Origin of the sequence: Planotetraspora mira, assembly GCF_016863275.1 — a bacterium.
Taxonomy (GTDB): Bacteria; Actinomycetota; Actinomycetes; order Streptosporangiales; family Streptosporangiaceae; genus Planotetraspora; species Planotetraspora mira.
On record NZ_BOOO01000030.1, the window covers coordinates 1 to 26,442 of the forward strand.

The following is a 26,442-nucleotide window of genomic DNA, read 5'->3' on the forward strand; positions in this document are numbered from 1 at the left end:
AGCGGGCGTGCGGAGGTAACGGGGGCGCGGGAGCAGCGGGCGTGCGGAGGTAACGGGGGTGTGGGGGTAGCGAGGGTGTGGGGGTGGCGGGGGGTGCGGGGGTAGACGACGGCAGGGCCGGCCGGGGAGAACGACCAACCGGTCAGCGGCCGCATGGGTTCCAGGGGCCCTGCTCGTGGCGGACGACCACGGGCCGCCGCCTACGCCTCTTCGGGCATAAAAAACGCCGAGGCCGGACAGTCCCCCAACTGTCCGGCCTCGGCTGAAAGCGGTTCCGCCAGGCATGCCCTCCCCAAAGGCACCGGCAGGCCCCCGCTTATTGTCGGACGCGGTTCCCCCTCCGCGTCCTTCGGTAAAGCTTCAACTGGTCTTCTCGACCTGCTACCACACTAGCGCCGTGGTTGTCATGAACTCGTCATCGACAGGTGGATTTTCGGCCTACATCCGGCGTTGACCAGGTGCGACACGGTCAAGCGACACCCCCCACGACGGAGCCGGGCCCCTGGAATCCCCGATTTCCCGCCCACGAAACCCACTCAGAGGAACCACTCGGAAGAGCACCCGGCGGAGCGGTGTGGAACGCGTCACATACACGCGTCACATACACGTGTCACCCATGCGTAGCCCTTCGGCCGCTCCGACGACCGAAGGAGCGACGCGGGACTACCCGTTGAGGATGATGCGGACCTCGGTGCCCCGCTCGAGAGAACGGCTCACGATGCAGTGCCGCTCGTGGACCCGCTGCGCCACCGACTCGAAGACCTCCCTGGCCTCCTCGGACGGCGCCTCGACGTCGTAGGTGACCGTGACGGACTCCAGTTGGGTGGGGCCCGCCTTCTCGGACGTCACATCCATGGCCAGCCGTACGAGCCGGTGGCCCCGCTGGGCGGTGAGGGGCTCGACGGTCATGATGTTGCATCCGCCCACGGCCGCGAGCAGCAGTTCCAGAGGACTGAACTGGCCCTCCGACGTGCCCATGGTGATCTCCGCGCCCCGATTGTTCCGGGCGACGAATCCATCTTCGGTGCGCTCAACGTGGACGAATGCCATGACGTCACCCTACTTGGGGAGCATCGACCTCGGCCGCGTAGCCGCGATCAACGCCCGGCGGCTTCTCCGATCGCGCCCGCGTCGCGAAGGGTGTCCCTGATCGTCTCTCTGAGGGCGTACCCGAGGCCGTGCACGGTGTGGATCAACCGGGGCTCGCCCGCCGCCTCCGTCTTCCTGCGCAGGTAGCGGATGTAGACCTCCAGCGAATTGGACGCGGGGCGGAAGGCCTGCCCCCAGATCCGCTCCAGGATGACCTTGCGCGTGAGCACCTGTCCGCCGTTGCGGATCAACAGGTCGAGCAGGGCGTATTCCGTCCTCGTCAGGTCGATGACCCGGCCGCCTCTCCTCGCCTGCCTGCTCTCCGGCAGCAACGTCAGATCGGCGAAGCCCGCGGCCGGCTCCGCCGGGCCCGTACGGCGCAGCAGCGCCCGGACACGGGCCAGCAGTTCCTCTACGGCGAACGGCTTGACCAGGTAGTCGTCGGCGCCCGCGTCGAGCCCTGCCACACGGTCCCCGACCTCTTCCAGCGCGGTCAGCATGAGCACCGGGACCCGGTTGCCCTTCTCCCGCAGCCTCCGGCAGACCTCCAGACCGTCGACCCGCGGCATCAGCACGTCGAGCAGCACGAGTTCAGGTGTGCCGCCGCTGATCGCGGCGAGCGCCGACTCACCGTCATCGGCGGTCGTGACGCGGTATCCCTCCCCGCGGAGGGCGCGCGCGATCGCGTCGCGTACGTCCGGATCGTCGTCCACGACCAGCATCCGTGTCTTGGCCACCACGCCATCCTGGCCTGAGACGATGAGAAGTTCATGAAGGAACGCCGCAGGCCGGCGTCCGTATCCGCGCCGCACCAGCCGATCGCGCCCCCGGCCACGGGTGACTCGTTCAGATCCGCCTCATATCCATCGGCGATGGTCGGGGGATGGCACACACCGACTTGACGGGCGCGGCCCCGGCGGACCGCTCACGGGCAGGTACGGCTCGCGCCTCCACGACGTGGCTCTGGCCGGCGATCTTCTGGCTGGGAGCGGCCGCGGCACTCGTGCCCTGGGCGGTCCACTCGGGTGGCCGCTTCACCGCCGACCCCCTCGTCGGCACCGGCAGGCTGGCCGGGATGCTCGCCGGATACCTCATCGCGGTCCAGCTCATCCTCATGAGCAGGGTCCTGGACACGCGGCTCATCTCGGTCTGGCACCGCAGGCTGGGGGCCGCCGTTTTCGCGTTCATCACCGCGCACATCGTCTTCAGCACCGTCGGCCACGCCGCCGGGAGAAGCCTGGCGGACCAGACGATGAGATTCGTCTACGGCTATCCCTGGCTCCTCGCGGCCTACGTCGGCACGGCCCTGATCGTGATGATCGGCCTGACCTCGATCCGCGCGATCAAGCGGCGGATGCGCTACGAGACCTGGTACTACCTGCATCTGTACGCCTACCTGGGAACCGCGCTGGCGTTCGCCCACACGATCATGATCTCCACCGACATCAAGGGGATCGCCAGGGTCTTCTGGATCGTCCTGTACGGCACGGCCCTCACGCTGGCCGTCTGGCGGCGGATCGTACGGCCGGCCAGACTGGTCGCACGGCACGGCTTCCGGGTCTCCGACGTGGTCCGGGAGACGCCGGACGTCACCTCGATCCACATCGGCGGCCGCCGGATGCGCGAGTTCCAGGTCAAGCCGGGCCAGTTCCTGTGGCTGCGGTTCCTCACGCGGAGCGACTGGGGGCAGGCCCACCCCTTCTCCCTGTCGGCCGCTCCCGACGGGCGCCGCCTGCGCGTGACGGTCAAGGCGCTCGGCGACCACACCCGCGGGCTGCAGGGGGTCCAGGTCGGCACCCGGGTCGTGGTGGAGGGCCCGTACGGGAGCTTCACGGCCGGCGCACGCGTCAACAAGGACGTCCTGATGATCGCGGCGGGCATCGGGATCACGCCGATCAGGGCCCTGCTCGAGGAGATGCCGCCGGGGACGGTCGTCCTCTACCGGGCCAGGTCGGGCAGCGAGGTGGTCTTCCGCGACGAGCTCGACGAACTGGCCAGGTCACGCGGCGCGCGCCTGGTCTACCTGCTGGACGACGACGGACGGGAGAACGGCGGGCGGAGCGACACTCCTGAGGACACCGACGGCCGGCACATCCCGGAGGAGCTCACCGCACCGGGGCTGGCCCGGCTCGTACCCGGCATCGGGAACCGCGACGTCTACCTGTGCGGTCCCCCCGGTCTCGTCCGCCGGGTCCACGCGGAGCTGCGCAAGGCGGGCGTCCGCGACCGGCACGTCCACTACGACCCCTTCGAGCTCTAGGCGCCCGACCGCGAGTGGGCCTCAGGCGTCAGGATGCTTGGACAGGTAGTCGACGTAGACGGGTCGCAGGGCGTCGCCGAGCTCCCCCTCCCCCGCCGCCATCGCATCGCTGAGCAGCGCGGACACCCGGCTGAGATCGTTCGCCGTCTCATCGGAGTTGCCGCTGGCCGCCTCGGCGGCCGGGATCAGCTTCAGCAGGTCCCAGAGGAAACCGAAATCGCCGTGCCGTACGGCGTAGTGCACGGCGCGGTCGTGCAACTCCTTGGCCGACAACGAATCGAGCTCTTCCACGTCCATCCACACTCACCCCAAAAATTGTGATTGCCCCAAGCCGTGCCGGTTATGCCCATGGCAGAGAAAAGGGTAGTCAGAGACCACGATCCCTTTGCCGACGGCCCTCTCCTCGGAACGCGCGGATCGCGCCCGTCGAGCACGCACGCGACCCATTCGCCCCACCTTGTAGACATTTGGAAGCCACCTATATGAAACGCGCATGAACTTCGGCGGAACACCTGTTTGCCGGGGCTTGACCTGCGTCGATGTTTTCTGTTTCGGTTTGTCGCTATGCCGTCTCCCCGGAAACGCCCTCCCGCTTCGCGCATCGCGCCGGCCGCCGGGAGAAACGCACAGTGACGCACGCGACGCCCGTGCCACTGGAAAGAACCGAGCGCGCCGAGCCCGCTTCCCCTCCGCATGCCCGGAAGCGGACCGACATCGAGGGGTTGCGCGCGGTCGCGGTGACGCTCGTCGTACTGAGCCACTCCGGGGTGGCCCTGTTCGCCGGTGGTTACATCGGAGTCGACGTCTTTTTCGTGATCTCCGGCTTCCTGATCACCTCACTGCTGCTGCGCGAACTCGACACCACCGGCCGCATCTCGATCCGGCGCTTCTACGCGCGGCGGGCCCTGCGGCTCCTGCCGGCCTCCACCATCGTGGTCGTGTTCACCGTGATCGGCTCCTGGCTGTGGCTCACGCCGGTCAGATTCGCCGAATACACCAAGGACGCCCTGGCCAGCACGCTCTACGCGATCAACTTCCGGCTGGCGATCACCGGCACCGACTACCTGCAGGAGGGGGCCCCGCCCTCGCCGTTCCAGCACTTCTGGTCACTGGCCGTCGAGGAGCAGTTCTACCTCGTCTGGCCCCTCCTGCTGATCGTCTCCGCCTGGCTGCTCAGCAGGGGCGGCCGCAGCAGCCGGACGCGGTACCTGGCGGTGCCGCTCGTCGTCTTGTCAGCCGTGTCGCTCCTGCTGAGCATCGTGGACACCCCGCGCTCGGCCCCCTGGGCGTACTTCGGCTCGCACACCCGCATCTGGGAGTTGGGCGCGGGAGCGCTCGTCGCTCTGGCCGCCGCGCGACTCGCGCGCACTCCCGGCCGGATCGCCGCGGCCATGACGTGGGTGGGCCTGGCGGCGATCGTCGTCGCGGCGGTGGTCTACGACAACGACACCCCCTTCCCCGGCTATCACGCGATCCTGCCGGTGGCCGGCACCGCCCTCGTCATCGCGGGCGGCACCGCGGCGGCACGCGCCGACGCCCGGCTGCTGCTGGGACTGGCGCCCTTCCAGCGCATCGGCGGCCTGTCCTACGGGTGGTACCTCTGGCACTGGCCGCTCCTGGTCATCGGCCCCGCCGCACTCGGCCTCCACGGCACGCTCAAGGTCAATCTCGCGCTCTGCGGCCTCGGCCTGATCCTGGCCGCCGTCACCCTTTACCTGGTGGAGAACCCGGTCCGCTTCCACCGCGCCTTCAAGAACCGGCCGGGACGGGCCATCTCCCTCGGAGTCACCCTGTCCGCGGGCGCGGCGGTGATCGCCCTGGTCGCGGCCACCCTGCCCCCCTCGATCCCGTACGGCCCGCCGGTCGCGGACCTGCCGAGCGCGATGGCGTCGGCGCCGGACGCCGAGGCGTTCCTGAAGTCCACGATCGCGGGCGGCGTCCCGCCGGAGCGGCTTCCCGGCAACCTGACGCCCTCCCTCACCAAGGTGAAGGACGACAAGGCGATCGTCTACGACGACGGCTGCCACGTGGGCTACGACGACGTCTCGATGCCCGAGTGCGCGTTCGGCGACCTCACATCGAGCAAGGTGGTCGTCCTCTTCGGCGACTCGCACGCGGCGAGCTGGTTCCCCGCCATGGACAGGCTCGCCCGCGAGAACCACTGGAAGCTCTACTCGTGGACCAAGGCCTCGTGCAAGGTCTCCTCGATCACGCTGGTCCGCACCGGCAAGGCGTACGAAAGCTGCGACACCTGGCGTAAGCAGACGATCGCGAGGATCAAGAAGCTCCATCCCGCGCTGGTCGTCATGTCCTCGTCGGAGGACGGGACGATCTTCCCCAAGAACACCGACAACGCCGCCGCCTGGGGCGCGGGTTTCGCGAACACGCTGAAGCAGATCAACGCCCGCGGCACGAAGATGACGCTGATCCAGGACATCCCCTGGCCCAACAGTGACGCGCCCGAGTGCCTCGCCCAGAACCCCCGGGTCCTGACCCTGTGCACGAACAAGCTGCCGAAGGCCCTGCACTCACCGGCCCGCCGCAGCGCCATCGCCGACGCGGCGAAGAAGGCCAAGATCAAGGTGATCGACCCGACCGCGTGGTTCTGCGGTACGGCCGGCACCTGTCCGCCGGTCGTCGGCAACCTGCTCGTCTACCGGGACGAGGGCCACATGACCAAGCAGTACGCCCAGCTCCTCGCACCGATCCTCATGGCCCGTCTGCCGAAGGTCTGAGCGATCCGAGGAGGCCGGTCCCGGAGAACCCGCCCCGCCGCGCCGGGACCGCCGAACTATACGATCAAAACGTGTCAGCGAGGCGGGTCACCGGGGGTGCGCCGCGGGTGGCCGGGCAGGCTTGCCGGGCGGAGGGCGGGGCGAGCATGCTTGTCCGTCTCAGCCGCCTGGCACCGTCTTTTCCGATCATGGAAGGATCCCCCCTTTGAAGATCATCCTTAAGGTATTGATCGTCGCCGGAGCGCTGTGGGTGTCCACGCAGCTAGTGGACGGCATCACGGTCAACACCGGCAGCGCGGCCAAGCAGGCGGGCACCCTGATCGCCGTGGCGCTCATCTTCGGTCTCGTCAACGCGGTGCTCAAGCCGATCATCAAGACCATCGGGTGCGCCTTCTACGTGTTGACGCTGGGCCTGTTCGCCCTCGTCGTCAACGCCGCTCTGCTTCTGCTCACAAGCTGGGTGGCCGACAAGGTCGACCTTCCGTTCCACGTCAGCGGGTTCCTGGCCGCCTTCTGGGGCGCGATCATCGTGGGCGTGATCAGCTGGGTTCTCAACATGATCCTCGGTGACGACTGACATCACCCTCGACGGCACCACGCTGACCTGCGAACAGGTCGGCGCGGTGGCCCGTGGCGAGGCCCGGGTCGCGGTCGGCTCCACCGCCGCGGCCCAGGCCGCTTGGCGCGCCTCCAGCCAGTTGCACGGCCCCGTGTACGGCCGGACGACGGGCGTCGGGGCCAACAAGGACGTGGCTGTGCACGAGCAGGGGCTCGACCTGGTGCGCAGTCACGCCGGCGGAGCCGGGCCGATGGTCGAGGAGGAACGGGCCCGGGCGATGCTGGTGATCCGCCTCAACCAGATCCTCCGCGGCGGGTCGGGCGTCAATCCCGGAGTCCTCCCCGTTCTCGCGTACGCGATCAATGGGGGCTTCACTCCTCCCGTCCGCCTCTACGGCGCCATCGGCACGGGCGACCTCACCGCCCTGTCCACGGCCGCCCTCTGCCTCACGGGCGAGGTCCCCTGGCGACGCGCCTCATGGTCGCCGGAGAAGGAGCCGTCGTTCGCCCTGTCCGGCTCCGACGCCTTGCCGTTCATGAGCGCCAACGCCATGACGCTGGGCGACGCCGCGTTGGCGTGCGCGGGGCTCCGCCCGCTTCTCGAGGCCTCCATCGGGGTGGCCGCCCAGTCCTGGCGCGCCGTGGACGCGTCGGACGAGCCCCTGGAACAGCCCGTGCAGGACGCCCGGCGCCATCCCGGCCAGGCCAGGGTGGCCACGCGGCTGCGCCGCCTGCTCGTCCCCGGACCGTCCCCCCGCCTCCAGGACCCCTACGGTTACCGCGCGCTGCCACAGGTCCACGGGGCGGCCTTCGACGCGCTGGACACGGCCGAGCAGGTGGTCACGACCGACATGAACTCCGCGGCGGAGAACCCGCTCATCGCGGGCGGCAGGGCCTGGCACAACGGCAACTTCCACACCGCGCCGGTGGCACTCGCCCTCGACGGGCTGCGCGCCGCGCTCGTACAGACCGCGTCGTTGTCCACCGCGAGGCTGGCCACCATGATGGAGCCCGCCTACACCGGCCTGATCCCGTTCCTCGCCGACCGGCCGGGCGCCTCGGGGGCGCTCATCCTCGAGTACGTCGCCTATGACGCCCTGGCCACGCTGCGGAATCTCGCCGCCCCTGTGACGCTGGGGGGCGCGGTCCTTTCGCGCAGTGTGGAGGACCACGCCGGGTTCGGCACCCAGGCCGCGCGGGCGTGCCTCGCCACGCGGGAGCCGTACGAGATCGTCCTGGCCTGCGAGCTGGTCGCGGCCGTGCGCGCGCAACGGCAGCGCGGGCGTTCCAGTGACGTGCCGCTCGACCCGCGCATGGAGGACCGGCCCCTCGACGCCGACATCGAGGCCGCACGGACGGCGCTGCCGGCCTTCGCCTAGATCGCGTCCGGCTTGACCGACACGCGCTCGCGCAGGCCGGGTTCCTGGACGATGCGGCGGCGGTGGACCTTTCCTTCCGAGGCGGCGACGACGAGCCGGACGGCGGCGCGGACGATGCCGTCGAGGTCCCAGTTCACGGTCGTCAGGCCGAGGAGCTCCGACATCGGATGGTCGTCGTATCCCATCACCGCGACGTCGTCCGGCACCGACAACCCGAGCTCGGCGACGGCCTTGTAGACGCCGTAGGCGATCGAGTCGGAGAAGCAGAACACGGCGGTCGGCCGGTCGGCCCGGGTCAGGAGCCCGGCCGCGACGCCCGCCGAGTCGGCGAGGCTCTGCCCGGCCGACCTGACGTCGATGTCCAGGCCGAGGCGCTCGGCCTCCGCGATCACGTGGACGTCGGCGGGGCGGTCGGGGGTGCTCGGCCGGGTCGGGGTGAGCACCGCGACGCGGCGGTGGCCCTTGTCCCTGAGGTACTCCAGCGCCATCGTGACCCCGCGCCGGTTGTCGAAGACCACCTCTGCCGCGGTGTGCCCGTGCAGCAGGGCGTCGCCGATGGCCACGACGGGCAGGGAGTCGGCCAGATCGGCCCAGAACCTGGCCGCCGGGTCCACCGGCTGCACGATCAGCCCGTCGACCCGCTGGTCCCTGAGCTGGAGGGCGAGCGTGCGCTCCCTGGCCGGGTCGCCCGCGGCGTCGAGGATGAGCGCGTATCTGTCCTTGTCGCGCAGCGCGCGGCCGATGCCGACCGCGAGGGACTGCTGCCACAGGTCCTCCAGCGAGCCGCAGAGGAGACCGATCATCCCCGTGCGGCCGCTGGCGAGGGCCCGGGCGATCGGGTCGGCCTCGTATCCCAGCTCCGCGGCGGCCCGCCGTACCCGCTGGATGGTCTCCTCGGACACCTGCATGCCCCGCAGGGCGTAGCTCACCGCGGCGGGTGACAGGCCGGTCGCCTGCGCCACTTCGCGAATCGTCGCGCGCTTACGCTGAGCCACGCGGTAACCCTATGCCGGACAGGCGTTCACGTCTTGACACCTCACGAGGTGAAGCGGTTCACTGAAACGTATCAGTGAAGCGATTCAGAGCCTTGACACGGGTGTTCCCTTCCGATTACATGTATTATCAGTCGGGAATAGGGGCAACGAAGGAGGTGACGATGAGCATCGACGTGCACCAGCATCTGTGGACGCCGTCGTTCCTCGACGCCCTGCGCCGCCGGGCCGAGCCGCCGCTCCTCGACGGCTGGACGCTGATCCTGGACGGTGAGGCCCCCTACGAGGTCGACCCCGGCGCGCACGACCTGGACTCCAGGCTCAAGCTCAACGCCGATCTCGACCTCGCGCTCGTCTCGTTGTCGAGCCCTCTCGGAATCGAGCACCTGCCGCCCGCCGAGGCGTGGCCGCTGATCGACGCCTACCACTCCGGTGCCCGCGACCTGCCTGCGCCGTTCGGGGCCTGGGCCGCCGCGCCGGTCACCGACGTCGACGCCGTACGGCTCTCGCGGACCCTCGACCAGGGGTTCCGCGGTCTCCAGTTACCCGCCACCGCCCTGGGGGACGCCGAGGGACTCTCGGTCGTGGCCCCGCTGCTCGACGTGCTGGAGGAGCGCGGTCTGCCGCTGTTCGTCCACCCCGGGCCGGCGGCCACGCCGGAAGGCCCGTCCTGGTGGGCCGCGGTCGTGCCGTACGTCCAGCAGATGCACGCCTCGTGGTACGCATTCCAGGCGTTCGGCCGGCCCAGGCACCCCCGCCTGAAGGTCTGCTTCGCCCTGCTCGCCGGTCTGGCGCCCCTTCACTCGGAGCGCCAGATCAACCGCGGCGGCTCCGGCCGGGGGCGCGTGGACGCGAACCTGTTCGTCGAGACCTCGTCCTACGGGCCGCGGGCCATCGACGCCATGGTCCGCGAACTCGGCATCGACGTCGTCGTCAACGGCTCGGATCTTCCGTACGCGGAGGCCCCGTCGCCCGAGTTCGGCGAAGCCGCCCGCCACGCCATCCGCGTGAGCAATCCCGATCGCATGTTGAAACGAAAGGAGTCGCAGTCATGAGCACCCCCACCGTCCAGGTCACCGCGAGCTGTGCTCCTTTCGAGCAGCTACCCGCCCGCGCGCTCGACCGCCGCGAGCTGTCGGAGCTGGTCAACGAGCTGGCCGAGCAGCCCGAGCTGTGGAAGGAGCAGCTCAACTTCGAGGGCGCCGAGGACGGCGGCCGCCACTACGCGTCGCTCTACCGGGACTCCTATGTGGACGTGTGGCTGCTGTGCTGGCGCCCGGAGGACGACACGGGCTGGCACGACCACGACATCTCCTCGGGAGCCGTGCGCGTGGTGACCGGCGAGCTCAAGGAGTGCAACCCCCGAATCGGCGGCGAGCACCTGGAGACGGCCGTCACCGAGGGTGAGTCGTTCACGTTCGGCCCCGACCACATCCACCGCCTGACCGGTGCGGAGCACGGGAGCGTGTCGATCCACGCCTACTCCCCGCCCCTGTGGCGCCTCGGGCAGTACTCCATCAACCCGGACGGGATGATGCGCCGTCTGTCCGTCAGCTACGCCGACGAACTCCGCCCCCTAGACCCCGCCTAACCCCTCCCTCAGTTTGGCCGTGATCATGCGCACCTTCGGAAATGTGCCCCGTGAGCTGCTCAGACATCTCTCGTGATCATGCACACCTTCGGGGAAACCACCGCTGAGCTGGACACACATGGGCCGTGATCATGCACAGGTTCTGGAAATGCCGCATTGACCTGCCGATACGCATTTCGTGATCATGCACGGATTCGGGTCGATGCATGTTGACCTGCGAAAACGCGCAGCGTGATCATGCACGATCCGCACGACACTCGAGGGCTCGTCCGTGCATGATCACGACCGACATATGGCCGGCTCAGCGGCGGCTTCTCCGAAGGTGTGCATGATCACGAGATGTATAAGGGCACGCCAACGGCCATACGTACGAATGCGTGCATGATCACGACTGGCGTACGGCCAGCTCAGGGGCGGTTTCCCCGAAGGTGCGCATGATCACGCGAGATGTCTGAGCAGCTCACGGGGCACATTTCCGAAGGTGTGCATGATCACGGCCAAGCACGAGGGGTGAAGGGTTAGGGGAGGATGCAGCAGGTGGTGCAGGGGTCTTCGGGGCGGATGGTCACCCAGAGGCAGCAGGTGCGGCGGCGGTAGCCGTCCTCATGGGGGACCATCAGGCCGTCCACCGGGGGGCCGATCTCCGCGAGGAGTGCCGCCGCCTGGCCGTAGGGGCCGAGTTCGAGCAGCGGGCCGACGAACGCCTCCGCGGTCGACCCCCACAGGGTGCGCTCCCCCACCCTGGCCAGCGCGCCGAGGGCCCGGATGACCGGCCGCTGCCCGTCGAGCAGCGCCTCCCTGATCGCCGCGCCCAGGCTGTCCACGACCGTCGTGCCGGGGGCGCCCGCCATCGGGTCGCCGGGAAGGACGGCTACGGTCACCTTCTCGGCCGCGATGGTCACCCCCGCCTCGGACGACCGTACGAGGGTGTCCTCGAGCCGCATCAACGGCACGCGCCGCCCGAGCCCCCAGCCGAGAGCCATCGGCAACGTGTGCCAGTAGCCGTAGGTCTTCCACAGCAGCGCCGCGGCCACGTGGCGGGGGGCGTCCCACCGGTCCGCCGTCTCCCTCACCAGGCCGGCCAGCTCCCCGTACGGCTCCCGCACCAACTCTGAGGCACGGATCCATTCACGGGAGTATTCGGTGACGAGCCCGGGAAGCACGCCGATGGTGCCGTCTCTTTCCTCCGCGAGGCTTTCGAGACTCTCGGTGAGAGCTCCAAGGGGCACGGCTTCTCCGCTCGCTTAGGCAAGGCTTACCTAAAGCTTAGACGCTCGTGTCACCTCGCCGGCGACCGGTCAGTCCGTTCCCGACGGGCTGCCGGACGATGGTGTGACCGTCCCCGGCCCCGCCGTCCCGACAGCCGCCACGGCCGCGAGGTCCCTTGGTGCCGGACGGCCGGCGAGCGCGCCGAACCCGAGTTGGATGACGCAGACGCCGAGGCCCGCGAGCAGAGGCGCGGTCCAGTCACCGGTGGCCTGGTGAATCAGGCCGAAGGCCACAGGACCGAGCGCGGCGAGCGTGTAGCCGCTCGATTGGGCGACGGCCGACAGCGCGGTCACCGACGCCGGATCGGGCGCCCGCAGAGTGATGATCAGCAGGGCCAGGGCGATCGAGGCGCCCTGCCCGAGGCCCAGGACGATCATCCAGAGCCACGGCAGCGTCGCAGGGGCGAGCAGGACGCCGACGTATCCGACCATGGTGAGGACGGCGGCCACGGTCACATGAGGCACCTGGGAACGCGCCCTGCCCGCGTGCACGGGCATGGTGAGGGTCGCGGCGATCTGCGCCAGGTTCGTGAGGCCGAGCATGTACCCGGCCTCATCGGCGGAGAGCCCCGCGTCCTGGAAGATCGTCGGAAGCCAGGCGAGCATGACGTAGAAGGTCAGCGACTGCAGCCCCATGAAGGACATGACCACCCACGTGGTCCTGCTCCTCAGCAGAGCGCGGTATCGCCCACGGCCCGCGCTCCGGACGCCACCAGCGGGACGCCGGAACGCCTGCGGCGCCCACAGGAGCGCGGCCGCCAGCGCGAGCACGGCGACCGAGCCCGCGGCCGTGCGCCAGCCGTGCTCCCTGGCCAGCGGCACCATGACGGACGACGTCACCGCCGCTCCCGCCACCAGGCACGAGACGTAGACGCCGGTGAAGAGCCCCACCCGGGAGGGGAAGTGCTGCTTGACCAGGCCGGGCATGGCCACATTCATGATCGCGATGGCCGTGCCGGCCAGGGCGGCGCCGACGTACAGGGTGACGAGGCCTCCCGCGCTCCGCACGATGACGCCCGTGGCCAGGATGAGCAGGCCGACGAGCAGCGTGCGGTCGAGGCCGAGCCTGGTGGACAGGGCGGGGGCCAGCGGGCCCAGCAGCCCGAGACAGAGCACCATCACCGTGGTGATCGCCCCGCCCTCGGCCGGGGTGAGGGCGAGATCCCCCATGATGTCGTTCAGGAGCGGGGAGACGCCTGCGAGCGCGGGCCGGAGGTTCCATGCCGCCAGGACGAACCCAACGACGAGCAACACCCGACCACGATTACCCATGGTCAACCATAAACACCATCAATACCCTAAAGCCCCCCAACCACCCCACCCCTCCCCCGTGATCATGCACAGGTTCGGTGACACTCAGCCCCACCTGCGCAAACTTCGCCCGTGATCATGCACAGGTTCGGGAACACTTCGTCCCACCTGCACAAACTCCCGCCATGATCATGCGCAGGTTCGCGCACACCCGCCCTGACATGCGCGAACCCGTGCCGTGATCATGCATTCAGAAGGGGTACCTGGCGATGTCCCCCTGCATCGTGACCCACTGCGTGTGCGTGAAGGCGTCCATGTTGGCCCTGCCTCCGCCAAAGCGGGACCCGGTTCCCGACGCACCCAGCCCACCGAAGGGGGCGACGGCCTCGTCGTCCACCGTCTGGTCGTTGATGTGCACGATGCCCGTGGGGATGAGGTCGGCGAGAGCCAGGCCCTTCATGACGTCCCGCGTCAGGATGCCGAGCGACAGGCCGTACTCGCTGTCTCCGGCCAGCGCCGCCGCCTCCTCGATCGTGGAGAACGGCATGACCGGCGCGACCGGCCCGAAGACCTCGTTCGCGTACGCGGGCGCCTCGGTCGTCAGGTCGGCGAGGACCGTGGGCCGATAGAACAGCCCCTCGTACGTGCCGCCTGCCGCGAGCCGCGCACCGACGTCCACGCTGCCGGTGACCAGGGCGTGGACCTTGTCGCGCTGCCGCGCGTCGATCAGGGGGCCCAGGGCGACCTGCCCGGTGGCCGGATCGCCGACCGGCATGTGGTCGGCCTTGGCCGCCAGCCGTGCCACGTATTCCTCCTGGAGGGAGGAGTGCACGAGATGCCGGCCGGCGGTCATGCAGATCTGGCCCTGGTGGAAGAACGAGCCCCACGCCCCGGCCGAGACGGCGAGGTCGAGGTCCGCGTCGTCGAGGACGATCAGCGCGGAGTTGCCGCCCAGTTCCAGGTGCGCCCTCTTCAGCAGGCGGCCGCACATCTCCCCGACCCTTCGGCCCGCAGCCGTGGACCCGGTGAAGGAGATGACCGGGATGTGCGGATCGCCCACGAGGGCCTCTCCGACGTCGGGGCCGCCGGGAAGCACGTGGAGCACGCCCGGAGGCAGCCCCGCCTCCTCGAAGACGCGGGCGATCGACACGCCTCCGCCCACCGCCGTACGGGGGTCCGGCTTGAGGACGACCGCGTTGCCGAGGGCGAGGGCGGGCGCGACCGATCGGATGCCGAGGATGAGCGGGACGTTGAACGGCGCGATCACACCGACCACGCCGACGGGCACGCGGCGGGCCAGACTGAGTCGCGGCCTCCCCGTCGGAAGGATCTCCCCCGGAGGCTGGGACGCCAGGGCGGCCGCCTCGTAGCACTCCGAGGCGGCGACGGCGGTCTCGAACGCGGCCTTGCCGGGAATCGAACCGGTCTCGCGGATGATCCAGCCCTGGATCTCCTCCGCGTGCTCCTCGAACAGCCGGCCCGCCCTGCGCAGGACGGCGGCCCGCTCCTCGAACGTGGCGGCGCCCCATCCACGCTGGGCCGCGTTCGCCTGTACGGCGGCGGCCGCGACGTCGTCGGGATCCGCGACGCCCACGCGGCCGATCTCGTTTCCGGTCGCCGGCTCCATGACGGGAGAGTCACCGGCCCTCGACGTCACCCATTCACCGCCGAAGATCGATCCTGCCCAGATCTTCGTGTCCATTAATGTCATGAAAAATCCTCCTAAGGGGGAAACTCGGAGTCGGGAACGACCGCGACATCCAGGAGAATCGGCTCCTCGCGGGAACCGCCGACGGCACGATCTCGTCGAGAGCGGTCACCAGATCGTCGTAAGACTCGAGGCGTACGGCCGGACAGCCGAACGAGCGCGCCATGTCCGACAGGCTGACCTCGGTGAACGGCGGCCAGGGCACCCGGCCTCGCTTGTTCTTCTCCGCCAGCCGGTCCATGACGGCGTAACGGCCGTTCGCCGGCACTACGAAGATCGCCCCGACCCGGTAGTGCGCCTCGCTCCACAGCGCCTGGATCCCGTAGATCGCCGAGCCGTCCCCCACGACGCCACGACCGGCCGGTCCGGTACGACCGAGGACGACCCGCACGCGACGGGGAAGGCCAGAGGGGCGCCCACCAGAACACACATGCGTAAGGAGCGGTTCATCGACACTCCATTTTGTTCGCTCAGCGAACGACAGTTCTTGTACGGAACGTACTGTGGAAGCTACGCCCGCCTCTAAAGCGCGTCAATGAAGAAATGGATCATTCTTCCGGAATGGCGTTCGCTGTGAGAACATCGGTTCTGAATGCGAACAATCACGAGACGCTAGAGTTCCTGGTCGGGAGGTGGGGCGGCCCATGGCCGAGGAGTACGTCCAGTCGCTTGCTCGGGGCCTGGCGGTGATTCGGGCGTTCGACGCGACCAGCCCGGAACTCACGCTCAGCGACGTCGCGCGCAAGACCGATCTGACAAGAGCCGCCGCGCGGCGTTTCCTGCTCACTCTGGTCGGGCTGGGCTACGTGCGGACCGACGGACGACTCTTCTCGCTGTCACCGCGCATCCTCGAGCTCGGCTACGCCTACCTCTCGAGTCTTTCGCTCCCCGAGGTCGCCCTCCCACACCTGGAGCGGCTCGTCGCCGAGGTACACGAGTCGGCGTCCGTCTCGGTGCTCGACGACGGTGACGTCGTCTACGTCGCCCGCGTTCCCACCGCGAGGATCATGCGGGTGACGATCGCCATCGGCACCCGCTTCCCCGCCTACTGCACCTCGATGGGCCGCGTGCTCCTGGCGTGGCTCTCCCCCGACGAACTCGACGCGTCTCTCGAACGCTCCCCGCTGGAACGCCTCACCCCGCGGACGACGACCTCGCCGGCGGCCCTGCGGGCGGAGCTCGACCGGGTCAGGGCGCAGGGCTGGGCGATGGTGGACCAGGAACTCGAGGAGGGCCTGCGCTCGATCGCGGCGCCGATCAGGGATCGCAGCGGGCGCGTGGTCGCGGCGGTGAACGTGTCCTCCCATGCCAGCCGCACGACACTCGAGGCGGTCCGCAGGGACCTGCTCCCGCCGCTTCTCGCCACCGCCGCCCGCGTCGAGGCCGATCTGCACGCCACCGGCTCGACCGACTCCGCGGCACGGCGCTGATCGCCCGTCCCGGTGACGTCGGCGGGAACGGGTACGGAGGCCTGCCGGCCTGGTCGCCTGAGCCGCCGGCCACGGCCGCGTCGTAGAACGTGAAGCCGGCTCGCGTCAAGATCTCTGGTGGCTTTTTGTCGGTCGGGACGCTCACACTGCACTTATGGCGGCCACTCCTCCTGGCACGGAACGACGGGACCCCCACGACGACCCCGAGGACCCCGAGGGCGCGGACTCCCCCTCCGATCCACAGAAGGACGCACCCGTCCTCGCGGACATGACCTCCTTCACCTGGATTCGCCATGGGGACACGATGGCGGGCATCGGTTTCCTCACGGTCGCGCGCCGCCTGCCCAACCTGATCAGGCAGGCACTCGGCATGGCCTGGCAGGCCAGCCCGCGCGACACCACGACGACCGTGACGCTGAGCCTGCTCGGGGGCGTCTTCACGGCCTTCGGCCTGCTCGCCACCACGGGCGTGCTGACGGCGCTGTTCGAGGCGGGCCCGACACCCGACCGCATCCGTGCGGCGCTGCCCAGCCTCGTGCTCGTCGGTGTGGCGGCGACCATCAGGACCGTTCTCCAGGCCGGCGCCGGGTGGGCGCAGGCCAGGCTCGGCCCGCAGGTCAACCGGATCGCGGAGGAGCGGCTCTACGGCCTGACCAGCCAGGTCGACCTCGTGTGCTTCGACGACCCGGAGTTCCACGACTCTCTGCAGCGGGCGCGGATACGAGGCATGGACTCGGCCGACACGGTCGTGTACACCGCGATCGACACCCTCACCGGAGCCATCGGCATCGCGGCGGCGGCGGGAGTGCTGGGTGTGCTGCATCCCGTGTTGCTGCCACTGCTCCTGCTGGCCGTCCTTCCCGACGCCTGGGCGGCGGTGCGGTCGGCCAGGATGAGCTACGCGACCGACCTGCTGCTCGTGCCGCAGCGGCGCCGCAAGTGGATCGTCACGGAGTTGCTGGCGGACAAGGACACCGCCGCCGAGGTCCGGACGTTCACCATGCGCGACTTCCTCCTGAGGATGTACGACGGCATCGCCAGATCGGAGCAGAAGGTCCTGCTCGACCTGGCCAGGCGGCAGGCGTCCGCTCGCGTCGCCGGCGAGGGCCTCGGCGGGATCGGCCAGGGCGTGGTCTTCGTGGCACTCGGCGTGCTCCTCGCGGTGGGTGCGGTGCCGCTCGCCGTGGCCGGCACCGCGGTGCTCGCCATCCGTTCCGGGCAGTCGTCACTCGCCAACTTCATGTACGCGACCAACCGGCTCTACGAGGAGGGGTTGTACTTCACCGACTTCCTCGACTTCGCCGCCGAGGCCGAGTCGCGGATCCCCGCCGGGCGGACGGACGAGATGCCCTCGGAGTTCGACCGGATCGTGGTCGAGGACGTCACCTTCAGCTACCCGGGCGCCGACTCCCCGACGCTCCGCGGGGTCTCCGTGCACATCGAGCGCGGCGAGGTCGTGGCCCTCGTCGGAGAGAACGGATCGGGCAAGACCACGCTGGCGAAGATCCTCGCCGGGCTCTACGACCCGGACGGCGGCCGCGTCCTGTGGGACTCGACCGACGTGCGGAAGGTGGACCCGGACGAGCTGAGAGGCAACATCGCCGTCATCGCCCAGGATCACACCCGCTGGCCGCTGACCGCCCGCCACAACATCACGATGGGCATGGACAAGCCCGAGGATGCGATCATCAGGGCCGCCGAGGTGGCCGGCGCCGACCAGGTCATCGCCGAGCTTCCGCACGGCTATCGCACGCTTCTCGACCGCCGGTTCAAGGACGGGCAGGAGTTGTCCGGCGGCCAGTGGCAGCGGATCGCCGTCGCCCGGGGGTTCTACCGGGACGCCCCTCTGCTGATCTGCGACGAGCCGACGGCCGCGCTGGACGCCCGGGCCGAGCACGCGCTGTTCGAGCGGATCAGGCGGCACGCAGACGGCCGGACGGTCGTGCTGATCACGCATCGGCTGGCGAGTGTGCGCTATGCCGACCGGATCTACGTCCTCGACCACGGCAAGGTCCTCGAGCACGGAACGCACGACGAGCTCATCACCCTCGACGGCCTCTACGCCGATCTCTACAACCTCCAAGCCCAGGCCTACCTTCCCCGGGCTTGATCACGAACTTGTGCATGATCACGGTTAGCCGAGGTGGTCGGCCAGATAGCGGCGGACCAGGCGCTTGCATTCGGCGATCAGGTCCGGGTCGCCGTCGGGGTGGGCACGGAAGGCGAGCTTCAAGACCGCGTCCGCAGCCTCGACGGCCACCAGGAACGCCCGCGCCGTGTCCTCCCCCCGCGGCAGTCCGAGCACATCGGTGGTCAGCGAGCGCAGCCGGTCGGCCACCACGACGTTGTTCTCCAGCGCCGCATCCAGCATCCGTTGCGTGCCGGGCAGACCGGGACCGCCAGGCGTCGCCTGCACCTCGCCGAAGTCGACGACGCCGAATCCGGGCACCGTCCGCTTCATCCGCACGAACTCGTCGATGCCGAGATCGACCACGTCGGTCCAGCCCGAGGGCGACGAGACGGCCAGCCTCGTGGCCACGCTGTCGAGGAAGGCGTCGAGGTTGCGCAGCGCGAGCGCCTTGACCAGCCCCTGCTTGTCGGGGAAGAACTGGTAGAAGGTCCCGATCGGCACCTCCGCCCGGCGCGCGACCTCCTTCGTGGTCAGCGCGTCGTACCCCGCCTCGTCGAGCAGCCGGGCGCACTCGTCCAGCATCCGCTCGACTCGCTCCTGACTTCGACGCTGGGCTGGCCGGCGACGCAGTGTTCCACCCGTGGCGTCCGTCATTCCGCTATTGTCTCCCGATTCGGCGGATGGCAGATTAACATGAGCTTCACTCATGTAACGGCGCACAGGAGGCGGCCATGTTCCTCTGGGGTACGGCTACCGCGTCCTATCAGATCGAAGGGGCCGCCCACGAGGACGGCAAGGGCCCGTCGATCTGGGACACCTTCTCCCACGAACCCGGCCGGACCCGCGACGGCCACACCGGCGACGTCGCCTGCGACCACTACCACCGGTGGCCCGAGGACGTGGCGCTGATCAAGGAAGCCGGCCTGAACGCCTATCGCTTCTCGATCTCCTGGCCACGCGTCCAACCGTCCGGACGCGGCGCGGTCAACCAGGCGGGCCTCGACTTCTACGACCGACTGGTGGACGCGTTGTGCGAGAAGGGCATCGTCCCCACGCCCACGCTCTTCCACTGGGACCTGCCCCAGGCCCTCGAAGACGAGGGCGGCTGGCTCAATCGCGATATATCCGCATACTTCGCGGACTACGCCGCCATCGTGGCCGACCGACTCTCCGACCGCGTCACGACGTGGATCACGCTCAACGAGCCCTTCATCCACATGGTCTTCGGTTACGCCCTGGGCATCCACGCCCCCGGCAAGGCCCTCTTCCTCGACGCCCTCCCCGCGGCCCATCATCAACTGCTCGGGCACGGCCTGGCCGTACAGGCTTTGCGCGGCGGCGGCGCCGAACGCGTGCTGATCACCAACAACTGCACACCGGTGTGGCCCGCCTCCGGCTCCGCCGAGGACCTGGCCGCCGCCGAGGCGTACGACACCCTGCACAACCGGCTGTTCAACGACCCCCTCTTTTTCGGCACATATCCCGATTTTTCGGCGTACGGCATCACCGACCTGGACTTCGTCCGTACCGGAGACCTGGAGACCATCGCCCAACCCCTCGACGGCCTCGGGATCAACTACTACAACCCCACCCGGATCGCAGGACCGGGCTCTGACGGCCTGCCGTTCACCGACGCGGGCATCACCGGCCACCCGACGACGGCCTTCGGCTGGCCCGTGGTCCCCGACGGCCTGCGCGAGTTGCTCGTCACCTTCAAGGCCCGGTACGGCACGGCGCTCCCGCCCGTCTACATCACGGAGAACGGCTGCTCCTACGAGGGCGTCGACGACCAGGAGCGGATCGCCTTCCTCGACGGCCACATCGCGGCCGTACGGCAGGCCCAGGCCGAGGGCGTGGACGTCCGGGGCTACTTCGTGTGGTCGCTGCTCGACAACTTCGAGTGGGCCGAGGGTTACCACCAGCGGTTCGGCCTGGTCCACGTCGACTTCGACACCCAGGAGCGCACGCCGAAGGCGTCCTACCACTGGCTCAGGGAGTTCCTCGCGAATCAGGGCTGACGAGCCCTCAGAGCACCGAGACGTGCACGTGGTCGTAGTGGTTGGCCGTGGTGCCGCCGCGGTCCTCCATCATCTTCCAGCCGCCCCCGGTGCGCATGTCGTAGATGCGCTGCTGCCAGATGATGTACATGATCCCGTACTGGCCGGCGTGACTGATGCACCACTGAGCCAGGGCGTCACCGCGCTCCTTGGCCACGGCGTCCGGCAGGCGGCCGCCCGAGCTCATCATGAAGTCGCAGGCCCTGCCCTTGCCGTGCTCGCCCGGGTCGCCGACGCGCAGACATCCCACGCCGAACGGCATGGGGAACTGCGACATGATCGCGGCCCGCACGTTCACCAGGCGGCTGGTCAGGCCCGACGCCGAGCCGGGGGTCTGAATGCCGAACTTGGCCATGCGCCGCTCGACGTCACGCCGCTGGGCCTGGAGTTCCTTGATGTTCTTCCGCAGCTTGGCGATCTCCGCGTCGGCGTCCTCGGTGGCCTTCTTGTGCTCCGCGATGAGCCGTTTGACGGTGTTGAGCTGCTCGGTCGTCTGGTTGGAGAGATACGACATCGTGGAGACGGTGCCGAGGTCGATCCGCATGCTGAACAACTGCGAGTCGTTGAGACCGCCGCCCATGTACGACGTCTGGGCGAAGTCACCCACCCGCTCCTCGGCCGCACGAAGATCGCTCTTGAGGTTCTTCGCCCGCGATGACGCCTTCTTGACGGCGGTCTGCGCGTCTTCGAGGCTGACGATCTCGCCGCGATAGGCCTTGGTGAGCTCGGCGGCCTGCTTGGTCAGCTTGGCCAGCGAGGCCTGGTCGTCCGGCGCGGCCTGTGCGGAGGGCACCGCGAACGTCCCGAGCAACGCGGTGGTCACAACCGCCAACCCAATCAGGCGCCTCGGTCGCACGCGGCCTCCAATCCCATTCGGACCGAAACTATAGAAGGCGATCTTTACGCCTGCTACCGGAACGGGAGAAACTCATGCCCCATTAAGGAGGAATCTCACACTTTTTAACCATTTGTGAGGATTTTCCCTTGGGGGAGTCGTGACCAACTCGTGACTTACACGAGTCCTGACGTGACTTGCGGGTGATCTGACCGCAAGCGAGATTCGGGTGATCGTTCCCTACGAAGGGCCGTATCCATGTCCCGAAGACTGATCTTGTCAGTCCTTGCGGCCGGCGCACTGCTCGCGCCACTCATGCCGACCGCCGGTGCACAGGCCGTCACCACCGACCCCCTTCCACCCACGGACCGGATCGAGCTCTACGAACTGGACAGCCAGGCCGGGACCGCCGGCACGCTGGCCCAGAAGGGCTTCGACATCGTTCAGCAGAAGGCCACGGGCGACAAGGAGCACATCGAGCTCACCGCCACCCCGATCGAGCTGAAGAAGTTGCAGACCCTCGGCTACCGGCCGCAGCCGGTCCGCAACCCCCAGGGCCAGACCCAGTTGCAGGCGGCCCGGGCACAGGCCGCCGGCGGGTACACCGTGTGGCGGTCCTACTCCGAGAAGGGCGGCATCGCCGACCAGCTCCGCGCCATCAGCGACGGCAACAAGGACATCGCGAAGCTGCAGTCGATCGGCAAGACCATCCAGGGCAAGGACATCCTCGCCGTCAAGCTGACCAAGCTCGCCCGGGTTCTGCCCGATGGGACCAGGCCGGCGGTGCTCTACTCGGCGACCCAGCACGCGCGCGAGTGGATCTCCACCGAGGTCGACATGCGCCTGCTGAAGTACCTGGTGGCCAACAAGTCCAAGCCGGACGTCAGCAAGCTGCTGTCCACGACCGAGGTGTGGTTCGTGCCGGTGGCCAACCCGGACGGCTACGACTTCACCTTCACCGAGGGCAACCGCCTGTGGCGCAAGAACCTGCGCGACAACGACGGCGACCGTGAGATCACCGGCAACGACGGCGTCGACCCCAACCGGAACTTCCCCACCAAGTGGGGCTACGACGACGAGGGGTCGTCCGGCGTCTTCAGCAGCGAGACCTACCGTGGTACGGCCCCGGCCTCAGAGCCGGAGACGAGGGCCATGGACGGGCTGCTCAAGCGCCTGCGCCCCAAGGCCCAGGTCAACTACCACTCCTTCGGCCCGTTGCTGCTCTACCCCCAGGGCTGGCAGGTCGCCACCAAGACCGCCGACGACCCCGTCTACCTGGCGCTGACCGGAACCGACGAGAACCCGGCCGTCCCCGGGTTCGACCCGGGCGTGGCCGCCGAGCTGTACACGACCAACGGCGAGACCACCGACCACGCGCACGCGAAGTACGGCACGCTCGCGTGGACTCCCGAGCTCGAGGAGGGCTGCGAGGGCTGCGGGTTCGTCTTCCCCGACGACGAGGCGCTGGTCCAGGCCGAGTTCGAGAAGCAGCTTCCCTTCGCGCTCGACATCCTCAAGTCGGCGCCGAACCTGAGCGAGCCGGTCAGCCACCTCGGCAACACCGTGCCCGACTTCGTGGTCGACAAGTTCGGCGTGAGCTACGGCAAGGACCAGGTCGTCCAGGTGGACGCTCAGCGCAGGCTCGGCCCCGTCCTGCTCCGGTACCAGATCAACGGCGGGATCGCGCGGGTCGCCTCCACCTCCGAGTGGAAGGGCGGCGAGCGTTACGGCGACGGCTACGACACCTACTTCCACCAGCTCCGCGGCACGGTCAAGGGCGCCAAGCCCGGCGACAACGTGAAGGTGTGGTTCACCTCGCTCACCGGCAAGAGCGAGTCGTTCACCTACAAGGTGTCGGGTGACATCGGCGGCAAGGTCCTCATCGTCGCGGCCGAGGACGTCACCGGCGCGAGCCCGGTCCAGGGCGTGACCGAGGCCAAGTACGCCGACGACTACGCCACGGCGCTGTCGAAGGCCGGCTACAGCTCCGACGTCTACGACGTGGACAAGAACGGCCGCACCGCACCCCACCCGCTGGGCGTGCTCAGCCACTACAAGGCCGTCGTCTGGGAAACGGGCGACGACATCATCCCGCGCGCGGCCACCCAGCCGGGCGGCACCGCCGCGAATCTCGCCGAGGCGCTCGAACTGGCCTTCCGCGACTACCTCAACGAGGGCGGCAAGCTCCTCGCCACCGGCAAGTACGCCCTGTACGCGCAGAACGTCAACAACGCGTACTGGTACGAGCCCGACTACCCGGGCCAGCCCGAGTGCACCACGGGGACCAAGCCCCCGTGCCTCGCGCTGAGCAACGACTTCGTGCAGTACTACCTGGGCGCCTACACCTTCGTGGACGGCGGCGGCCAGGACGGCGACGGGAACACCCTCCCGCTCAAGGGCACGGGAGGCGCGTTCAACGGCTTCCTCGGCACGCTGAACGGCGGGGACTCGGCGAACAACCAGGACCACACCTCGACCTTCGTGACGACCTCCTCGGTGTTGCCGCAGAAGACGTTCCCGCAGTTCGCCAGTTCGGCGCCGCTGAAGTGGCAGTACAGCTCGGGAGCACCCTTCAGCCCGCACACCGGCGCATGGGACGCGCAGAGCGGCCAGGCCGACGTGTCCTGGAAGCGCCTGACCCGTACGGTCGACCTGACCGGGAAGACCAGCGGGAACCTGTCGTTCTGGACGTCGTACAACACCGAGCCGAACTGGGACTTCCTGACCGTCGAGGCGCACACCGTGGGCCAGGACGACTGGACGACCCTGCCCGACGCCAACGGGCACACCTCGGGCGAGCCCGGCGACAGTTGCGCCGCCGGCTGGGTGGACATCCATCCGTCCACCGCGCACTACCAAACCTTCGACGGCGCGACCTCGTGCACCGGCACCGGCACCACCGGCTCCTGGCACGCGGCCTCCGGTTCGTCGAACGGCTGGCAGCAGTGGTCGATCGACCTGACCGCGTACGCGGGCAAGCAGGTCGAGGTGTCGATCTCCTACATCAGCGACTGGGGCACCCAGGGCCTCGGCGTCTGGGTCGACGACTCGAAGGTCACGGCCGACGGCGCGACCGTCTCCGAGACCTCCTTCGAGGGCGACCTCGGTGGCTGGACGGTCGCGGGGCCGCCCGCCGACTCGTCCGAGGCTCCCAACGACTGGTCGCGCAGCGACCAGTCACTCGAGGACGGCGCCGGCATCACCACCAAGGACACGGTCTACTTCGGCTTCGGCGCCGAAGGAGCGACCACCCAGGCGATGCGGACCGACCTGGTCAAGCGCTCGATGGCCCACCTGCTCCACCCCACCCTCCCGTAGTCCCGCACCCGTACGGCTCCCGCTCCCTCAGGGGCGGGAGCCGTACGGCTCTCCGGGCGCCCGGCTCAGGTCGGCGAGCCGTACCCGCCGCATGCGACACCCGCTCCCAAGCCCCCGGCGCCGGGGTATTGCCAACGACCGACAGAACATGATTCGGTCTCACTGAGCGCGCGGGGACTTGTGACGTCCGGCGCGCGAGAACAGACTTGTCCAAGCAAGCGTTCGCTCAAATTCGTGAGGCGCGCCCGACCAGGAGGCAGGGACATGCTTCAGCACGACACGCTATTCATCGGGGGCGATTGGGTCGCCCCCGCGGGCACCGGCACCATCGACGTCATCTCCCCCCACACCGAGGAGGTCGTCGGGCGCGTGCCGGACGGCACCCCCGCCGACATGGACCGGGCGGTGGCCGCCGCACGCGAGGCCTTCGACAACGGACCCTGGCCGCGCATGAGCATGGCCGAGCGCGCCGCGGTCGTCGGGAAACTGGCGGAGATCTACGCGTCCCGTCAGGCGGAACTCGCCGACGTCATCACCCTCGAGATGGGTTCCCCCATCACGTTCTCGCAGCTCGCGCAGGCTCCCCAGCCGCTCGGCATGCTGCAGTACTTCGCCGGGCTCGGCGCCACGTTCCCCGAGGAGGAGGAGCGGCCCGGGACGTTCGGGCCGGTCACCATCCGCCGCGAGCCCGTCGGCGTCGTCGCCGCGATCGTGCCGTGGAACGTCCCCCAGTTCGTGATCATGACCAAGCTGGCCCCCGCACTCGTCGCGGGCTGCACGGTCGTGATCAAGCCGGCCCCGGAGACGCCGCTCGACTCCTACCTGCTCGCCGAGATGATCAAGGAGTCGGGGATCCCCGACGGCGTGGTCAACATCGTGGCCGCCGGTCGCGAGGCCGGCGAGCACCTGGTCTCCCACCCCGGCGTCGACAAGGTCGCCTTCACCGGCTCGACCGCCGCGGGCCGCCGCATCGCCTCGATCTGCGGCGAGCAGCTCAAGCGCTGCACGCTGGAGCTGGGCGGGAAGTCGGCCGCGATCATCCTCGACGACTGCGACCTGCCCTCGGCGATGGGCTTCCTGTCGATCGCCTCCCTCATGAACAACGGCCAGGCCTGCGTCGCCCAGACCCGCATCCTGGCCTCGCGGCACCGGTACGACGAGGTCGTCCAGGCCGTGGCCGACATGGTCACCGGCCAGGCCGTCGGCGACCCGTCGGACCCCGCCACCGGGATCGGCCCTCTGGTCGCCAAGCGTCAGCAGGAGCGGGTCGAGGGCTATATCCGGGCCGGTCTCGACGAGGGCGCCAAGCCGGTGGTCGGCGGCCTCGACCGGCCGTTCGACCGGGGATGGTACGTCGCGCCGACCGTGTTCGCCGGCGCGACGAACGACATGCGCATCGCCCGTGAGGAGATCTTCGGGCCGGTCCTGACCGTGATCCCCTACGAGGACGAGGGCGACGCGATCAGAATCGCCAACGACAGCGACTACGGCCTGTCCGGCACGGTCTGGACGGCGGACACCGACCACGGTGTGGACGTCGCCCGCCAGGTCCGCACCGGGACCTACGGCGTCAACATGATGAACACCATGGACCCGAACACGCCGTTCGGCGGTTACAAGGCCAGCGGGCTCGGCCGTGAACTCGGCCCCGAGGGCCTGTCGGCGTACCTGGAGTACAAGTCGATCGCCCGCCTGGGCTGAGGATGAGCACTTCCCGGTCCTGTACGGCCTGCCGTACAGGACCGGGAAGATCGCCCAGCGCGCCCCCGCGACGCTGGGCCACACCCGCAGGTGTGCGCCGACCCCCCTTGATCGGCGGTCTGGATCCCCAAGGGACCCC

At 69.2% G+C, this 26,442-nt stretch carries 21 protein-coding genes; 11 read left to right on the forward strand and 10 right to left on the reverse strand.

Features of this window, described 5'->3' with window-relative positions:
* Window positions 1–663: 663 nt before the first annotated feature.
* Both Pmi06nite_RS25020 and Pmi06nite_RS25025 read right to left on the reverse strand, forming a co-directional pair.
* Window positions 664–1,050 carry an OsmC family protein gene (locus Pmi06nite_RS25020; RefSeq protein WP_203955558.1) on the reverse strand — a complete coding sequence of 129 codons (387 nt, stop codon included), beginning with the start codon at window positions 1,048–1,050 and terminating at the stop codon, window positions 664–666.
* Window positions 1,051–1,097: 47 nt separating this feature from the next.
* Complete coding sequence (locus tag Pmi06nite_RS25025) at window positions 1,098–1,826, reverse strand: response regulator transcription factor (RefSeq protein ID WP_444544158.1); 729 nt, start codon at window positions 1,824–1,826, stop codon at window positions 1,098–1,100.
* Window positions 1,827–1,972: 146 nt separating this feature from the next.
* Between Pmi06nite_RS25025 and Pmi06nite_RS25030 the strand changes: the two genes are divergently transcribed.
* On the forward strand, window positions 1,973–3,349 hold the full coding sequence (locus tag Pmi06nite_RS25030) for a ferredoxin reductase family protein (protein ID WP_203955559.1): 1,377 nt from the start codon (window positions 1,973–1,975) through the stop codon (window positions 3,347–3,349).
* Between the two features lie 21 nt (window positions 3,350–3,370).
* Here Pmi06nite_RS25030 and Pmi06nite_RS25035 read toward each other — a convergent pair whose 3' ends face one another.
* Window positions 3,371–3,646, reverse strand: coding sequence for a hypothetical protein (locus Pmi06nite_RS25035; protein WP_203955560.1), 276 nt, complete (start codon window positions 3,644–3,646; stop codon window positions 3,371–3,373).
* Window positions 3,647–3,996: 350 nt separating this feature from the next.
* Here Pmi06nite_RS25035 and Pmi06nite_RS25040 point away from each other — a divergent pair, with 350 nt between their 5' ends.
* The 3 genes from Pmi06nite_RS25040 to Pmi06nite_RS25050 all read left to right on the forward strand — a co-directional run bounded on the left by Pmi06nite_RS25040 (window position 3,997) and on the right by Pmi06nite_RS25050 (window position 8,021).
* Window positions 3,997–6,084, forward strand: a complete 2,088-nt coding sequence (locus tag Pmi06nite_RS25040) for an acyltransferase family protein (protein WP_203955561.1) — start codon at window positions 3,997–3,999, stop codon at window positions 6,082–6,084.
* 205 nt (window positions 6,085–6,289) lie between these two features.
* Window positions 6,290–6,661: a phage holin family protein gene (locus tag Pmi06nite_RS25045; protein ID WP_203955562.1), complete on the forward strand. Its 372-nt coding sequence runs from the start codon at window positions 6,290–6,292 to the stop codon at window positions 6,659–6,661.
* Window positions 6,651–8,021 (forward strand): aromatic amino acid lyase, encoded by a 1,371-nt coding sequence (locus Pmi06nite_RS25050; RefSeq protein ID WP_203955563.1) that lies wholly within the window; start codon window positions 6,651–6,653, stop codon window positions 8,019–8,021. The genes Pmi06nite_RS25045 and Pmi06nite_RS25050 overlap by 11 nt, the downstream gene beginning before the upstream one ends.
* On the opposite strand, the gene Pmi06nite_RS25055 is transcribed toward Pmi06nite_RS25050, so the two are convergent.
* The gene (locus Pmi06nite_RS25055) at window positions 8,018–9,016 is read right to left on the reverse strand and encodes a LacI family DNA-binding transcriptional regulator (protein WP_239114188.1); all 999 of its coding nucleotides are present in this window, start codon (window positions 9,014–9,016) and stop codon (window positions 8,018–8,020) included. The genes Pmi06nite_RS25050 and Pmi06nite_RS25055 overlap by 4 nt on opposite strands.
* Window positions 9,017–9,177: 161 nt before the next feature.
* Here Pmi06nite_RS25055 and Pmi06nite_RS25060 point away from each other — a divergent pair, with 161 nt between their 5' ends.
* Window positions 9,178–10,068, forward strand: coding sequence for an amidohydrolase family protein (locus Pmi06nite_RS25060; RefSeq protein WP_203955564.1), 891 nt, complete (start codon window positions 9,178–9,180; stop codon window positions 10,066–10,068).
* On the forward strand, window positions 10,065–10,604 hold the full coding sequence (locus Pmi06nite_RS25065; protein ID WP_203955565.1) for a cysteine dioxygenase: 540 nt from the start codon (window positions 10,065–10,067) through the stop codon (window positions 10,602–10,604). Before Pmi06nite_RS25060 ends, Pmi06nite_RS25065 begins: the two co-directional genes overlap by 4 nt.
* Before the next feature lie 518 nt (window positions 10,605–11,122).
* Here Pmi06nite_RS25065 and Pmi06nite_RS25070 read toward each other — a convergent pair.
* The 4 genes from Pmi06nite_RS25070 to Pmi06nite_RS25085 form a co-directional block, all read right to left on the reverse strand.
* Window positions 11,123–11,833 (reverse strand): hypothetical protein, encoded by a 711-nt coding sequence (locus Pmi06nite_RS25070; protein WP_203955566.1) that lies wholly within the window; start codon window positions 11,831–11,833, stop codon window positions 11,123–11,125.
* A 69-nt stretch (window positions 11,834–11,902) separates the two neighbouring features.
* Window positions 11,903–13,126 (reverse strand): CynX/NimT family MFS transporter, encoded by a 1,224-nt coding sequence (locus tag Pmi06nite_RS25075; RefSeq protein ID WP_239114189.1) that lies wholly within the window; start codon window positions 13,124–13,126, stop codon window positions 11,903–11,905.
* Window positions 13,127–13,373: 247 nt separating this feature from the next.
* Window positions 13,374–14,834: a benzaldehyde dehydrogenase gene (locus Pmi06nite_RS25080; protein WP_203955568.1), complete on the reverse strand. Its 1,461-nt coding sequence runs from the start codon at window positions 14,832–14,834 to the stop codon at window positions 13,374–13,376.
* Complete coding sequence (locus tag Pmi06nite_RS25085) at window positions 14,785–15,222, reverse strand: thiamine pyrophosphate-dependent enzyme (RefSeq protein WP_203955569.1); 438 nt, start codon at window positions 15,220–15,222, stop codon at window positions 14,785–14,787. Before Pmi06nite_RS25085 ends, Pmi06nite_RS25080 begins: the two co-directional genes overlap by 50 nt.
* A gap of 253 nt (window positions 15,223–15,475) precedes the next feature.
* Here Pmi06nite_RS25085 and Pmi06nite_RS25090 point away from each other — a divergent pair, with 253 nt between their 5' ends.
* Both Pmi06nite_RS25090 and Pmi06nite_RS25095 read left to right on the forward strand, forming a co-directional pair.
* Window positions 15,476–16,261: an IclR family transcriptional regulator gene (locus Pmi06nite_RS25090; RefSeq protein ID WP_203955570.1), complete on the forward strand. Its 786-nt coding sequence runs from the start codon at window positions 15,476–15,478 to the stop codon at window positions 16,259–16,261.
* 268 nt (window positions 16,262–16,529) lie between these two features.
* Window positions 16,530–18,371 (forward strand): ABC transporter ATP-binding protein, encoded by a 1,842-nt coding sequence (locus tag Pmi06nite_RS25095; protein WP_203955704.1) that lies wholly within the window; start codon window positions 16,530–16,532, stop codon window positions 18,369–18,371.
* Between the two features lie 24 nt (window positions 18,372–18,395).
* Here the strand turns inward: Pmi06nite_RS25095 and Pmi06nite_RS25100 are convergent, their stop codons facing one another.
* Window positions 18,396–18,974, reverse strand: coding sequence for a TetR/AcrR family transcriptional regulator (locus Pmi06nite_RS25100; RefSeq protein WP_239114191.1), 579 nt, complete (start codon window positions 18,972–18,974; stop codon window positions 18,396–18,398).
* 149 nt (window positions 18,975–19,123) lie between these two features.
* On the opposite strand from Pmi06nite_RS25100, the gene Pmi06nite_RS25105 reads away from it, so the two are divergent.
* Window positions 19,124–20,410 carry a GH1 family beta-glucosidase gene (locus Pmi06nite_RS25105; protein ID WP_203955572.1) on the forward strand — a complete coding sequence of 429 codons (1,287 nt, stop codon included), beginning with the start codon at window positions 19,124–19,126 and terminating at the stop codon, window positions 20,408–20,410.
* A gap of 7 nt (window positions 20,411–20,417) precedes the next feature.
* Here the strand turns inward: Pmi06nite_RS25105 and Pmi06nite_RS25110 are convergent, their stop codons facing one another.
* Window positions 20,418–21,272: a coiled-coil domain-containing protein gene (locus Pmi06nite_RS25110; RefSeq protein WP_203955573.1), complete on the reverse strand. Its 855-nt coding sequence runs from the start codon at window positions 21,270–21,272 to the stop codon at window positions 20,418–20,420.
* Between the two features lie 288 nt (window positions 21,273–21,560).
* On the opposite strand from Pmi06nite_RS25110, the gene Pmi06nite_RS25115 reads away from it, so the two are divergent.
* Entirely contained in the window at window positions 21,561–24,602 is a 3,042-nt protein-coding gene (locus tag Pmi06nite_RS25115; protein WP_239114192.1) for a M14 family metallopeptidase, read from the forward strand.
* A 264-nt stretch (window positions 24,603–24,866) separates the two neighbouring features.
* Complete coding sequence (locus Pmi06nite_RS25120; RefSeq protein WP_203955574.1) at window positions 24,867–26,303, forward strand: aldehyde dehydrogenase; 1,437 nt, start codon at window positions 24,867–24,869, stop codon at window positions 26,301–26,303.
* The last annotated feature ends 139 nt before the right edge of the window (window positions 26,304–26,442 follow it).